The 14,228-nt window shown below is 52.4% G+C and carries 13 protein-coding genes; 9 read left to right on the top strand and 4 right to left on the bottom strand.

Features of this window, described 5'->3' with window-relative positions; all coding sequences use genetic code 11:
* The first annotated feature begins 6 nt into the window (after nt 1-6).
* A complete protein-coding gene (locus V7028_RS12155; protein WP_334120352.1) occupies nt 7-1,017 on the top strand; it encodes an alpha/beta fold hydrolase in 1,011 nt (336 codons plus the stop codon).
* Here the strand turns inward: V7028_RS12155 and V7028_RS12150 are convergent.
* Nucleotides 1,014-2,999, bottom strand: a complete 1,986-nt coding sequence (locus V7028_RS12150; RefSeq protein WP_334120351.1) for an SDR family oxidoreductase — start codon at nt 2,997-2,999, stop codon at nt 1,014-1,016. The two genes, V7028_RS12155 and V7028_RS12150, sit on opposite strands and share 4 nt — an antisense overlap.
* A gap of 247 nt (nt 3,000-3,246) precedes the next feature.
* On the opposite strand from V7028_RS12150, the gene V7028_RS12145 reads away from it, so the two are divergent.
* From V7028_RS12145 to V7028_RS12130, 4 genes are all read left to right on the top strand, one after another.
* Nucleotides 3,247-3,690 (top strand): phasin family protein, encoded by a 444-nt coding sequence (locus V7028_RS12145; protein WP_334120350.1) that lies wholly within the window; start codon nt 3,247-3,249, stop codon nt 3,688-3,690.
* An 83-nt stretch (nt 3,691-3,773) separates the two neighbouring features.
* Nucleotides 3,774-5,027 carry a patatin-like phospholipase family protein gene (locus V7028_RS12140; protein WP_334120349.1) on the top strand — a complete coding sequence of 418 codons (1,254 nt, stop codon included), beginning with the start codon at nt 3,774-3,776 and terminating at the stop codon, nt 5,025-5,027.
* 154 nt (nt 5,028-5,181) lie between these two features.
* Nucleotides 5,182-5,850, top strand: a complete 669-nt coding sequence (locus V7028_RS12135; RefSeq protein WP_257511897.1) for a TetR/AcrR family transcriptional regulator — start codon at nt 5,182-5,184, stop codon at nt 5,848-5,850.
* Between the two features lie 18 nt (nt 5,851-5,868).
* Nucleotides 5,869-6,123, top strand: a complete 255-nt coding sequence (locus tag V7028_RS12130; protein WP_334120348.1) for an acyl-CoA-binding protein — start codon at nt 5,869-5,871, stop codon at nt 6,121-6,123.
* A 57-nt stretch (nt 6,124-6,180) separates the two neighbouring features.
* On the opposite strand, the gene V7028_RS12125 is transcribed toward V7028_RS12130, so the two are convergent.
* Nucleotides 6,181-6,519: an ArsR/SmtB family transcription factor gene (locus V7028_RS12125; RefSeq protein WP_334120347.1), complete on the bottom strand. Its 339-nt coding sequence runs from the start codon at nt 6,517-6,519 to the stop codon at nt 6,181-6,183.
* A 64-nt stretch (nt 6,520-6,583) separates the two neighbouring features.
* Nucleotides 6,584-8,185: a peptide chain release factor 3 gene (locus V7028_RS12120; protein ID WP_334120346.1), complete on the bottom strand. Its 1,602-nt coding sequence runs from the start codon at nt 8,183-8,185 to the stop codon at nt 6,584-6,586.
* 257 nt (nt 8,186-8,442) lie between these two features.
* Here V7028_RS12120 and V7028_RS12115 point away from each other — a divergent pair, with 257 nt between their 5' ends.
* The 4 genes from V7028_RS12115 to V7028_RS12100 all read left to right on the top strand — a co-directional run bounded on the left by V7028_RS12115 (nt 8,443) and on the right by V7028_RS12100 (nt 13,658).
* Nucleotides 8,443-9,423 (top strand): TAXI family TRAP transporter solute-binding subunit, encoded by a 981-nt coding sequence (locus V7028_RS12115; protein ID WP_334120345.1) that lies wholly within the window; start codon nt 8,443-8,445, stop codon nt 9,421-9,423.
* A gap of 101 nt (nt 9,424-9,524) precedes the next feature.
* The gene (locus V7028_RS12110) at nt 9,525-11,714 is read left to right on the top strand and encodes a TRAP transporter permease (protein ID WP_334120344.1); all 2,190 of its coding nucleotides are present in this window, start codon (nt 9,525-9,527) and stop codon (nt 11,712-11,714) included.
* Between the two features lie 139 nt (nt 11,715-11,853).
* Nucleotides 11,854-12,429 carry a hypothetical protein gene (locus V7028_RS12105; RefSeq protein ID WP_334120343.1) on the top strand — a complete coding sequence of 192 codons (576 nt, stop codon included), beginning with the start codon at nt 11,854-11,856 and terminating at the stop codon, nt 12,427-12,429.
* 368 nt (nt 12,430-12,797) lie between these two features.
* Complete coding sequence (locus tag V7028_RS12100) at nt 12,798-13,658, top strand: esterase/lipase family protein (RefSeq protein ID WP_334120342.1); 861 nt, start codon at nt 12,798-12,800, stop codon at nt 13,656-13,658.
* A 27-nt stretch (nt 13,659-13,685) separates the two neighbouring features.
* Here the strand turns inward: V7028_RS12100 and V7028_RS12095 are convergent.
* Nucleotides 13,686-14,228: AMP-binding enzyme (locus tag V7028_RS12095; protein ID WP_442918738.1), on the bottom strand; the 543-nt coding region annotated here is incomplete at its 5' end.

The following is a 14,228-nucleotide window of genomic DNA, read 5'->3' as shown; positions in this document are numbered from 1 at the left end:
CGCACCATGATTCGCCAGCTCAACAGGCTTTACTGGATCGGATACATCGCTGCGATGATCGGCCTTTACTTGCTGCTGGACCAATGGCTTGGTTTTCGGGCAGACAATGCAGCTGTTACAGCAGTGGCCTTGGTGGTTGGCTTGTTGTTTGCAGTCCATGTGGGGTTCCATACATTTGGATTTGCGCTGTCGTTCAGCGTTCGACAAATTCCACAGGTTCGCGACAAATGCCTGCCCTTTCACAGCACGGAAGGTGAAGGCTTTCATCGTTTAAGCATTGCGCGCTGGGTCAAAGCCGTGTTGTTGGAAAGCATTGCGTCGATGAAATTGATCACATTGCTTCAGCCCTGGGCACCCAGCCCCGATGGCATTGAACTGGCGGGCAAAGCCTGGCGTAAAAAAAAGCCGCTGCCCGTGTTGCTGGTGCATGGTTACCTGTGCAATTCAGCCGTATGGGCTGGCACACGGGCCTTGCTTGAACGCGCGGATGTTAGCACCCACGCCATTACACTGGAACCCGCCATTGGTTCCATTCGCAGCTATTCCGAGGCCATTCACGAAGCGATTGATGAATTGCTGGTGGCCACTGGTGCACCCCAGGTGAAAATCATTGCCCACAGCATGGGTGGTGTGGCGGTGCGCTACCACGCCACCGAATATGGTCACCACCGCATTGCGGGCATGATCACCGTTGGCAGCCCACACTACGGCACGGCCTTGTCCACACTGGGCATTGGCAAGAACGTGAAGCAACTGGCCTGGGGAAGTTTTTTCTTGAACACCCTGCGGGAACATCCCACCGACAGAGAGTTTCAGCAAAAGATATGGTCGCTGTGGAGCCCGCAAGACAACATTGTGTGCCCGCCGGTTTCCTGCAAACTGGAATTTGGAAAAAACACCGCCGTGCCCGGTTGCGGGCACGTGGCTTTGTTGAACGATTCCACCACGGAAGACCTGATCCTCAACTGGCTTGCAGAAGATGCCCAGACCTACCCGTTGGCAGAAAACCGCGCTTAGAAGTGAATACCTTGCATCAGGGTTGAGAATGCAACCTGTTCGGCAGACGGGCCGCCGCCTTTCTTGCCCTTGGCCGCCGATTCCGAATCGGGGAACATGCGGAAAGAAGTGTTCATCAAAATTTGCGCGGGCTTGGGCACCAGTGCATGCATCACCTGCCCCAAAATACCCAAACGCGTTGCAATGCGAACCGGCTTGTGAATAACCGCTTGCGCGATCAAGTCTGCCGCCTGCTCGGGGCTTAGCGTGGGTACGTTGTTGTACAACTTGGTCGGTGCAATCATGGGTGTGCGCACCAGCGGCATGTTGATGGTGGTGAACGTAATGTTCAAGTCAGCGAACTCGGAAGCGGCACAACGGGTCCAGGAATCCAGCGCACCTTTGGAAGCAACATACGCTGAAAAACGCGGCGCGTTGGTTAACACACCAATCGATGAAATATTCACCACATGGCCTTTGCGGCGTTCCATCATTTTTGGCAACAAGCCATAGGTAACACGCAAGGCGCCGAAGTAGTTCAGCTGCATGGTGCGCTCCAGATCGTGGAAGCGGTCAAAGCTGTTTTCAATGCCACGGCGAATTGAACGGCCCGCGTTGTTGATCAACACATCGACGTGGCCGAAATCGGTCAGCAATTGGGTCACGAAACGGTCGCAATCCTGCATGTCAGCAATGTCCACGGAATACGTGTGCAGGGTATTGCCTTCGGATTTTACCAAGGCCTTGGCCTCGGCCAGCTTTTCTTCGTCGCGACCACAAATAATGGTGATCGCTCCAGCCGCGGCAAACTTCTGCGCTGCGGCCAAACCAATGCCAGAAGAGCCACCGGTGATCAGTACCACCTTGTCTTTGACCTGTCCACTAAGGCTGCGGTCAATGAACAGATCGGGGTCCAGGTGGCGTTCCCAGTAATCCCAAATGACCCATGCGTAATCTTCAAGGCGCGGGCATTCAATGCCGCTGCCATCCAGCGCCGCCAATGTTTGGCGGCAATCGTAACGTGTGGGCCAGTTGATGTAACCAAACACTTCTTCGGGCAAGGCCAGGTCTTTCAGCAAGGCATTGCGAATGCGGCGCACAGGGGTCAGGCTCATCAAGCCTTTCTTCACCGCACCGGGCACAAAACCGAACATCGCTGCATTAATGCGCATTTCCATTTTCGGTGCGTGGGCTGCACGCGCAAAAGTATTCAGCACATCGCCAATGCGGTTGGGGCTGGGGTCAACCAGGTGGAAGGCCTTGCCATCCAGGTCAGGCTGGTGTGCAATGTGGTCCATCGCATTCACCACAAAATCCACGGGCACAATGTTGATTCGACCGCCTTCAATACCAATGGTGGGCACCCAGGAAGGCAGCAGTTTGCGCATTTTCTGGATCAACTTGAACAGGTAATAAGGTCCGTCAATTTTGTCCATCTCGCCGGTTTTTGAATCGCCCACCACAAAACCGGGACGATAAACGCGCCATGCGCCTTTTACTTTTTTGCGCACAATTTCTTCCGAATCGTGTTTGGTGCGGAAATACGGATGGTCCAGATTTTCCGCTTCCTCAAACATGTCTTCGCGAAATACGCCTTCATACAGGCCAGCCGCCGCAATCGAAGATGTTAACTGAAAGCAGCCCGCGCCAATTACATTGGCCAGGTCCACCGCATTTTCGGTGCCCTTGATATTGGTTTCTTGCTGGCTTTCTGCATCGGCAGCCAAATCGTAAATGGCAGCCAAGTGAAAAAAGTGCGCAATGTTTTTGTTCAGCTCCTTGATTTCAGTGGCTTTCAAACCCAGCTTGGGCTTGGTCAAATCACCAACCACTGGCACACACTGTCCTTTCTTGGCGCCCCAGTACTTTTGCAATTCAGCCACTTTGTCCAGGCTGGATTCACGAATCAAAAAGTAAATGGTGCCTTTGCGTTTTTGGTCGACCAGGCGTTTCACCAATCGCTTGCCGATGAAGCCGGTGGCTCCTGTCACAAAATAATTCATCGTATGTCTTCTCCGCGCGGGGTTTTTTATTTGGAAGATAAGGCTCAGGAAGGCCTACTATAACTGTCCGCCCGCGTTTCGCAAACTGGAACGCACCTCTACAAGTGTTCTGTCAGCACCCTGCTTACGTGAAAACACGAAGGGGGTTTAGTGTGCCTTCTCTAGTGCGGGCTGGATAAACTACTGAATAATCAAAAAAGGCAGCTGCCCGACCGGGCCCCTTTGCCATCACCAAGGAGAGACAAACATGGCCGGAAAGAAAAAGCCCATCAAAGGTGCAGTCGATAGTGCACAGCAATTGTGGACAGCTGGCGTGGGTGCCATTACCAAAGCACAAGAAGAGAGCAACCGTGTTTTGGAAAGTCTGGTCAAGGAAGGACAAGAAATTCAGGAGCGAACCGTGAAATTTGCAGATCAAAAAGTGGGGGAAGTCACAGGCAAGGTCACCAAGCTGGCAGGCTCTGTGTCAAGCAAAGCGACTCAACACTGGGACAAACTGGAACAGGTATTTGAAGAGCGTGTTGCCCGCGCGCTGGGTCGTCTGGGTGTGCCAACCAACAAAGACGTGCAGCAACTGGCCGAACGCATTGATCAGCTGTCTGCGGCCATTGCTGAATTGACGGGCAAGAAAGCCGATGCAAAGGCCGCCCCGCCCAAGCGCACCACACGTGCGAAAAAATCCGCCGAGTGAATCTGCCAAGCGGGTAATTCATTCAAGGCAAGGCCCATGGTGGTCTTGCCGTGTCAAGTCAGGGTCTGGAGTTCACAACCTGCATGAACAATAATAATTCTGGCCCAAAAATAGGGCTGGCCCTGGCTGGTGGTGGCCCTTTGGGCGCCATCTACGAGATTGGTGCTTTGGTTGCCCTGTCCGAAGCCATCGACGGCCTGGACTTGAACAACATGAAAGTTTACGTGGGCGTGTCCGCCGGCGGCATTGTTGCCACGGGTTTGGCCCACGACCTCACCCCGCTTCAAATTTACAAATTGTTCATCGAGGGCGAACCCGAAGAATTCGCTTTCGATCCCTCGGTGTTGCTACACCCGGCCTGGAAAGAATACTGGACGCGGCTGCGCAAGGTGCCCGGCCTGTTGGGCACAGCCATATCAGATTACTTCCTGCGTGACGACGCAACCTGGGTCAGCTGCATCGAACGATTGGGCGCGGCCATTCCTACCGGTTTGTTCAATGGAGACCAGCTTCATGAATGGATGGCCGACCTGATCGCCAAAGGTGGCGGAACGAATGATTTTCGCAGCCTGGGCAAACGCCTTATTCTGGTGGCAACCGACCTGGATTCCGGTGAGTCCATCCCCTTCGGCATGCCCGGTCATGATGACGTTCCCATTTCCAAAGCCGTGCAAGCCTCGGCATCCCTGCCCGGCTTGTTCCCACCCACCCGCATTGCCAACCGGCATTATGTGGACGGTGCACTGAAAAAGACCCTGCATGCATCCACCGCCCTGAAAGAAGGTGTTGAGTTGCTGATTTGCCTTAATCCGCTGGTGCCGTACGACGATCGCCTGAATCCGAACAACCACCGCCGCCGCGCCAAAGGCAAAGCATTTCAGCCGGGGTCACGCCTTTACGAGGGCGGATTGCCAGTGGTTCTGTCGCAAACCTTCAGGTCTATTATTCATTCGCGCATGGACATTGGTATGGAACGCTATGGCCACCTGTATCCGAACGCCGACATTGTGCTGTTCGAACCACAGCACGGCGATGGCGAATTTTTCTTCACCAATCCATTCAGTTACGCCAGCAGGCGCCGCCTGTGCGAGCACGCTTATCAGCGCACACGCGAAGAATTGTGGGCACGGCGTTACGATTTGGCCGAGAAATTTTCAAGACACGGCCTGGAACTGAACCTTGAAGTGCTTAAAGACCCAACCATGCAGCTGGCCAACAAAACAAGCAAAAAACCGGCACGCACGGGCTCAATGGTGTCGAAATTCGACCAATTGGAAGATTCATTGAATGAGCTGGATCGTTACATTCGAATTGCAAAAACCAGAAATGCAGCATGATGAAAGCCATTACTGCCTGGTAACGGCAGTATCAAGGACCCAAATGCGCAATAAAACAACGTAGACTGATAAGATTCAAAAAACCAAGAACAGACTTGCTGCATGAAGTCTTAAGTTCAACCAGGACTTTGGCCAGACAGGAGACGACCAGAACATGGAACGCAAGCCTCCAAGAAGAACAAGAGAACGAATTCTTGATTTGTCATTACGGCTTTTCAACGAGTTCGGGGAGCCGAACATTACAACCACCGTGATTGCTGATGAAATGAACATCAGCCCCGGTAATTTGTATTATCACTTCCGCAACAAAGACGACATCGTCAACAGCATATTTGCCAGTTTCGAAAAAGAAATTGATGGCCTGCTCGATGTGCCCGGCAACCGCCAGGCCAATATCGAAGACGCATGGCTATACCTTCAGGTGTCCTTCGAGCTTATTTGGCGCTACCGCTTTCTGTATCGCGACTTGAACGATCTGCTGTCGCGCAACCGCACACTCGAAATTCATTTCAAACGCATCCTGAAACACAAGGTAGATGTGGCACGCCGCCTGTGCCAGGGCTTGGTGGAATCGGGCGACATGATGGCCTCGCAAGCGCAAATCAATGCACTTGCCACCAACATGGTGGTGGTGGCAACCTACTGGCTTTCATTCGAATATGTTCGCGATCCCCGCCACTTCAATGACGAAGCCACGATGAGTGCTGCTTTGGCCAATGGCGTGTATCAGGTGATGTGCCTGCTCGCCCCGTATTTGCAGGGCAATGCCAAGGAATTGTTTGAAAGCCTGGCGCAATCTTTTATTACTGACGAAAACACATAACAAGACTTAGGAGAACTTATGAGCGACTTGAAAGCCCGTTTTGAGAAGGCTGTGGCGGAATCGAAATCACTGCCCGCCCGTCCGGACAACCAGACTTTGCTGAAAATTTATGCATTGTTCAAACAATCAACCGAAGGTGACAACAACGGCAAGCGCCCCGGTTTCACCGACATTGTTGGCCGTGCAAAATATGATGCATGGAAAGGCCTTGAAGGCACCAGCAACGAACAGGCAATGCAAAACTACATCGACCTGATTGAATCACTGAAGTAATTCAAATCGGGATTTGAATAAAAAAAACCGGTCTTCAACAGACCGGTTTTTTTATTGTTACCGAAAAAAATCAGGCAGTTTTTTGGAATCAGTTGGCACTGCATCCAGCCTGGCCGCCACGTGTACACAAACCGTGCGGCACAATTCCACCACGGTAGGCTCCTTGACCTGATACAGCACCAGCGTGCCCTCTTTGCGACGCTGCAATACACCAGCCCGGTACATCAAATTCAAATGCCGGGAAATATTGGACTGGGTTGAATTGACCTCATCCACAATGTCATTCACCGACTTTTCACCGTTGCACAAAGCATGAATGATTTTCAGGCGTGTGGGTTCTGACAACACTGCAAAATAGCCAGACACTTGTTCCAGCAGGGAATCCAGTTCACTCATGGCATGACCGATTTGTTTTTTACGTTGGATTAATTGTAACCCCGTTTTCACGCGGGGGAATGCGTCAATGATTGGCCAGCAACAGCCCGGCATGTTCTCGCATGGGATGAAACTCGATGGTTTCCCAACGCTTTTGCATCACATCGAGGTCAAACCTGGATGTGGCCAAAAATGCATGGGTGTTCGCAGCGTCGGTCACCATGCGACCCACGTTCGCGTCCATGAAACGGCGCAGATCGTTGGCATTTTTGCTGGTTATCCAACGCGCGCAGCTGTAGCGGCTTGAACCCAGGCGCACTTCCACACCATACTCACCTTTCAAACGGGCCTGCACCACTTCAAATTGCAACTGGCCAATAGCGCCCAACAGCATTTCCGAACCCAACAAGGGTTTGAACACCTGAATGGCACCTTCCTGCCCCAACTCCATCAGCCCTTTCTGCAGCTGCTTGCTTCGCATGGGGTCTTTCAATTCAACGGAAGCAAACAGTTCAGGTGCAAAAAACGGCAGGCCTGTGAACTGCAGACCTTCACCCTCGCTCAATGAATCACCCAACTGCAAGCCACCGTGGGTGGTCAAACCAATGATGTCGCCAGCGTAAGCTTCATCAACCCGGTCACGGCGCTGGGAAAGAAAGGTAACCACGCTGGTGGGACGGAAATCTTTCCCGGTGCGCAACACCTTGAACTTCATGCCATGCTCAAAGCGACCGGACAGCACGCGAACAAACGCAATCCGGTCGCGGTGCGCAGGGTCCATGTTCGCCTGAATTTTAAACACCACACCGCTGAACTTGCTTTCCGTGGGCGCCACTTCACGCTCAAGCGCTTTGCGGGGACCCGGGTGTGGGGCCACATCCACCAGTGCATCCAACACTTCCTGAACACCGAAGTTGTTCACTGCAGAACCGAAAAACATGGGTGTTTGCTTGCCGGCCAGGAACACAGCAGGATCGAAGCTGGGCGCAGCACCAGTGACCAATTCAATTTCCTGTTCGGCCTGTTGAAACTCGGCACCAAAGCGGCTTCTCAGCAGTTCCCGGTTATTGCCATCAACAACCTCGTCTTCATCACGACGGCGGTCAGCACCGGGCGTAAACACTCGCATGTGGTTTTTTCGAATGTCAAAAATACCGTGGAACAACTTGCCCTGCCCCACAGGCCAGGCGAACGGCACGCAGGGAATGCCCAGGGTGCTTTCAATTTCGTCCATCAATTCAATTGGATCGCGCACCTCGCGGTCCATCTTGTTGACGAAGGTAATAATGGGCGTATTGCGGGCGCGGCAAACCTCGATCAAACGCAGGGTTTGCGGTTCTACACCGTTGGCGGCGTCAATCACCATCAAGGCAGCGTCTACAGCGGTCAGCACGCGGTAGGTGTCTTCAGAAAAATCCTGGTGACCGGGGGTATCCAGCAGGTTGATCACCTGGTCGCGGTATTCCATCTGCATGACCGAACTGGCCACGGAAATGCCACGCTGCTTCTCAATTTCCATCCAGTCGGACGTGGCATGGCGGCTGGCCTTGCGCGCCTTCACGCTGCCAGCAATCTGGATGGCACCCGCAAACAGCAACAGCTTTTCGGTCAATGTGGTTTTACCGGCATCCGGGTGGGAAATAATCGCAAACGTTCTGCGACGCTTGACTTCGGATTCAATAGACACAGCAGGCCTTTTGGCGCAAAAGCGGTGATTTTACACGGCCGTGGATATTAATTCATCCTGTTTCATTTTCATATCATTGTATTAACTATTAATTTGCGGCAAACCCTGATGCGGACATCCCGTATTGCCCATTTTTTCAATAGGCACGACATTATCACAGTGTTTTCACACAATCATTTCATTCAATTAAAGAATGATAACAATGACAAAGCCCGACACCCAATGGGCAAAGTTTCATCAATACTTAGGGGATATCAATGAAAGCAATTCTGGCAAAATCCGCCGTTGCAATCAGCCTGGCCGCACTGGCCATGGGTGCAGCACACGCAGACAAATCCAAGTGGCCCAAAAGCTTTACAGTTGGCACAGCCTCTCAGGGTGGTACTTATTACGCTTACGGCGCTGGCTGGGCGAACCTGGTTGCCGACAAAGTGGGCATTACTGGTGGCGCTGAAGTAACCGGCGGCCCCACCCAAAACCTGGCCTTGGTTCACACGGGCAAACTTGCCTTTGGCATGACCACCATGGGCCCGGCCCGCGATGCACTGGATGGCAAAAGCCCATTGGCACCAGGCTTGAAAATGAACAAGGTGTGCGCCATGTTCCCCATGTATCAAACCCCTTTCTCGGTCACCGTGTTGTCATCAAGTGGCATCAAGTCGATCAAGGACATCCCTGCGGGCTCCAAAATTGGTTTCGGCCCAGCGGGTTCAACCTCTGACACCTACTTTCCAAAAATGCTGGAAACACTGGGTGTGAAGTTCGAGCGCCGCAATGGTGGCTGGTCCGACCTGGGCGGCCAGTTGCAAGACGGTTTGATCGATGTTGTCGCTTTTGCGGCTGGCGTGCCCATCCCGGCAGTAACACAACTGGAAGTGCAGACCAAAATCAATATTCTTGAGTTCACGGAAGCTGAGCAAAAGAAGGTAATGGAAACTTACCCTGTTGCAGCATTTCCGATCACGGCCAGCACCTACAAAACACTGACCAAAGATGCACGCGCAGTGTCGATGTGGAACTACGCCATTGCCAACTGCGACCTGCCAGAGAGCTTTGTGTATGAAGCCACCAAGGCCGTACTGGACAACAACAAAAAAATGCAAACCATCCACAAAGGTGCGCGCACCACACTGGCGGAAAACTGGGATAAAAACACCTTCATCCCGTTTCACCCAGGTGCTGTGAAGTACTACGAAGAAAAGGGTTTCAAAATTCCAGCGAACTTGAAACTGAACTAAACCCGGATCAATCCACTTGATCAGGTCAGCGCCGGGTTTGAATGCAGACTCGGCGCTTTTGCGCAACAAGCACACAATTTTTTGAATTGGTCTCACTCAATATGTCCACACCATCCAGTGCAACAAATCCCGCAGACGAAGATCGTCTAATCGCCCATGGCGTTGACGAAGAACTGCCCGCGAACAACCAGCGCCAATTTAGCCAAAACGCGGCGCTGTTTGTTTCCATTATTTCAGCCGCCTATGCCTTCTGGCATGTCTTCACATTGAACGTGTCACCAGTAGAAACCTGGGCGTTCCGGATTCTGCACGTTGCGGGTGCACTGATCATTGGCTTTGTCGCATATTCATCGGCCAATGTGGATCAACCACAGCGTGGCAGCCAGAATATTATCAAAGGGCTTGCGGTGCTGTTGGCTTTGCCGGTTTTGTATTCACTGTACATTGTTTTCGAGATGAGCCAGATCATCGCCAGCGGCGAGATGATTACGCCTGAAATGGAAACAAATCATTTTGGAATTCCACTTGCAGTGGCTTCTCTTGGTGCAATTGCTGCCAGTTGGTTCCTGCGACCCGAAGGCAACAAATTCAACTGGCTCGATGCCACCCTGGTATTGGCAGTAATCGCCAGCACAGCGTACCTGATGCTGCACCTGGATGGCACCGCCTTGCGTATGCGCGCAGGCACACCCTTCGCATCGCCCGGCAATGCCTGGGCAGCCATGGTTGGCTTGGCGCTCATACTTGAACTGACACGTCGCGTGGCAGGCAGCGCCTTGGTTGTCATTTCCGTCATTTTCGTGGTGTATTCATTCGTTGGCCCCTATTTGCCAGGCTTCCTGACCCACGACGGTTTTGATTTCAGCCGATTTTTCTCATATATCTACACCGATGCAGGCGTTCTAGGCGCAACCACAGCGGTGTCGTCCACCTACATTATTTTGTTTATCGTGTTCGCGGCATTTCTGCAAGCATCCAAGGTTGGCGATTATTTCGTCAATTTTGCCTTCGCTGCAGCAGGACGTGCACGTGGCGGCCCAGCCAAAGTGGCGGTGTTTGCCTCTGGCCTGATGGGCATGATCAACGGGACAAGTGCTGGCAATGTGGTAGCCACGGGCTCGTTGACCATTCCATTGATGAAAAAAGTAGGCTACAACAGCAAAACAGCGGGCGCCATTGAGGCAGCTGCTTCCACTGGCGGGCAAATCATGCCCCCCATCATGGGTGCGGGTGCGTTCATCATGGCGGAAATCACCGGCATACCCTATTCCGAGATTGCAATTGCTGCGGTCATTCCAGCCGTGCTTTACTTCCTGTCGACCTACCTGATGGTTGACTTTGAAGCCGCCAAACTGGGCATGCGTGGCATGCGTTCTGACGAACTGCCCCAGTTCTCGAAAATGGTGAAGCAAGTGTACCTGTTCATCCCGATCATCATTTTGATCGTTGCCTTGTTCATGGGCTATTCCGTTATTCGTGCGGGCACATTGGCCACAGCGGCTGCAGCGGTGGTTAGTTGGCTAACACCTTTCAAAATGGGACCAAAAAGCATTTTCAAAGCCTTTGACCTGGCTGGCGTGATGTCAATCCAGATCATCGCGGTGTGTGCCTGCGCAGGTATTATTGTGGGGGTGATCGCCCTCACTGGGGTGGGTGCCCGCTTCTCGTCCATTTTGCTGAACATTGCCGAAAATTCCCAACTGATCGCCCTGTTCTTTGCCATGTGTATCGCCATTTTGCTGGGCATGGGCATGCCAACCACCGCAGCCTATGCCGTGGCCGCTTCCGTGGTGGCCCCCGGCCTGATCGAGCTTGGCATTGAACCGCTGGTGGCGCATTTCTTCGTCTTCTACTTCGCAGTGATCTCGGCAATCACACCGCCGGTGGCACTCGCATCCTATGCAGCAGCGGGTATTTCGGGAGCCAACCCGATGGCAACGTCTTTCACATCGTTCAAAATTGGATTGACCGCGTTCATTGTGCCGTTCATGTTCTTCTACAACGCAGCGCTGTTAATGGAAGGTGAATGGCCTGTCATTTTGCGCGCATTCACCACTGCCTGTATCGGCGTGTACTTCCTGGCCGCAGCAATTCAAGGCTGGTTCTGGGGATCACATTCCAACTGGGTGGTACGTGGGGTGCTGTTAATTGCGGCCCTGTGCATGATCGAGGGTGGTGGATACACAGACATCGCAGGCGCTGTGTTGGCAGTCGTGGCCATCGTTCTTAATAAATTCTTTAAAGGAAAACCGGCGCCGGAACCCATAGTTTCTACCCGTGGCATGGATTAAAAACCTGCATCGCCTGAGGCTTGCGCACACATTTTTAGTGTAGAGCCTCAGGTTCAAACCCTTTCATTGCGTAATCGATTTCCCTATAGTTCGAAATGTCACGAAACTTGACTACTCGCCACCCCAAGGAGATCTCACGATGTACGCTTTCGAAAAAACAGCAGAACTGCTGACCAAAACCAACACCGAATTGAAAAGCCAGCACCAGGCAGCGGCCAAGGCCCTGAACAATCTGGTACAAACACAATTTGGCCTGTTGTCACAAGGTTTGGGCAATGCCTTCACCGCCGCCGAGAAGCTGCCACTGGCTGACAAGCCCGTTGTTGTGAATGCACGTACCGAGATCAAGCAAGGCCTTGAGAAAGTAGTCGGCGTAAGCCAGGTTTACACCCAGAAAGGTGTTGAACTGTTTGAACAACAGTTGCCTGTTGTGATCGACAAGGGTTTTTCTTATGCTGCACTGGCCCTGTCACAAGCTGAATCATTGACAGAAAACGCGATCACCATGGGTGTAAGCGCCCTGGCACAAGCCAAGAAAAACGAAACCCTGAAGCCTGCCATTGAGCAAGCTGAGCAAATCGCTGCCCAGTTGTTCGAAAAAATTGGCGTGAAAGGTGAAGCTGGCGCGAAAAAGGCTGCCAAGAAGCCTGCTGCCAAAAAGGCTGCTGCGCCACGTGCCAAGCGTGCTGCCGCTGCGCCAAAAGCATCCGTCTGAAAAGACATGGCACAGCTTGAGCTGAACTTTGCTTAAATAAAAAACCCTCGAACATTCGAGGGTTTTTTATTCAGATCGCCCAGGCATTGTTAACAAAGCCACAAAATCAATCCGTAGCAAATACCACCTCCCAAAACGCCTACAAACCACTCACGCCTGGATTCCACCTCGCTTAGCGAATGAACACCCAAACTGCCGTTGTTAGCAAAATCATCCATAGCCCAACTCCTGGTGCATAATACACATGCGTGTGTCGATGGCCTTATTGAAAACCAGATTGTGTGCCCCGTCTTTCCCGCAAAGGGGGCCACCTTAAACGATTACCCTATCGTGCGCACTTTATACAGATCACCACAGAACGCCACAACATGACACGCTTTAAACAATTGCTGACCAGCTGCCTTGTTGCCCTTGTGGGCCTGAACGCCTGCAGCACCACCACGGCGCAAGGAAAATATGAACCCAAAGCCAACTGGACAAGCTCTTTTTTAAGCATGGTGGTGGGCGGCAAAACCATGCCCGATGGTGTCAACAACTGGCAGTGCAAACCAGCACATGGCCAAAACCCGGTGGTACTGGTGCATGGCACCTTCTCCAGCTCCATGTATTCCTTTGGCGCATTGGGCCCTGCATTGGCCAATGAATCACTGTGTGTATTTTCCGTCGATTATGGCGCTGAAAATTCGAACGACTGGTTCAAAGGAGTAGGCCCGGTTGATGAGTCAGCGAGTCGCATTGCGGAATTCGTGGATTTGGTGAAAACAACCACCGGCAGCAGCAAAATCACATTGGTGGGCCATTCGCAAGGTGGTCTGATCGGGTTTTATTACTTGAAAATGCTGCAGGGTGCCGATCATGTTGATCGATTCATCGCTTTGGCACCCAGTGTCAACGGCACGTCAATTGCAAAAACGCCCAACCGCAAAGCAGTGGAATATTGTATTGCCTGTGCCGACCAACACCCAGAATCGGAACTGCTTCGCACACTGCAAGCGGGACAAATCACCGTGCCCGGTGTGGCTTACAGTGTATTGGTCACCAAAAATGATTTGGTCGTACTGCCCATTGAGAAACAGTTTGTAGAGGAGCCAGGTGTACATAACGTGTACATTCAGGATGTGCTGCCGGGCAAGCGTGTTTCGCACAGCGGCATGCTTTACGACAGCGACACCTTGAAACTGATCACCCAACTGGTCAAGGGTGAAACAATAAAAACAGCGGCGAATTAAGCGCACAGTGCGACACGAGGCGGGCTTTCATTTCATGGCCTCATAGCATTGTGTGCGAGCATTGAACTGATACAAGGAATCGTGAAACTGGTTTTGATCGATGCCTTCTTTTTTCAATTGCACTTTTTGGTACTTGAAGGTTCCCGTGGTTTGAACCAGCTTCAAGACACGTACATATTGCGGCACAGCATAGGCTGGCAAATTTGAAACAAGGTGCTTGGCCATGGCTTTCAAATCAAGCCGGTAACCCCGCTTCACTGCCACTGCCGCCATTCCCGCCCTGCCATCAACGCCTTTCAACTTCACGCCGTAAACCACCGCGTGCTCCAGAAAGGGCAATTTGGCCAACACGCCCTCCACCTCGGAAGTCGCCACGTTCTCGCCCTTCCAGCGAAAGGTGTCACCCAAACGGTCGACGAACTGAATATGCTGCCAACCTTGCCTTCGAACAAGGTCGCCTGAATTGAACCAGCAATCACCTTGCCTGAACACATTGCGCAGCAATTTGCCTTCATTGGCCGAAGGGTCGGTGTAACCGTCAAAGGGACGCAAGCCTGTGACCTCGCTAAT

This window comes from Limnobacter sp., assembly GCF_036846585.1.
Taxonomy (GTDB): Bacteria; Pseudomonadota; Gammaproteobacteria; order Burkholderiales; family Burkholderiaceae_B; genus Limnobacter.
Note: the sequence above shows the minus strand (reverse complement) of the source record. Positions and strands in the feature narration are given on the sequence as shown.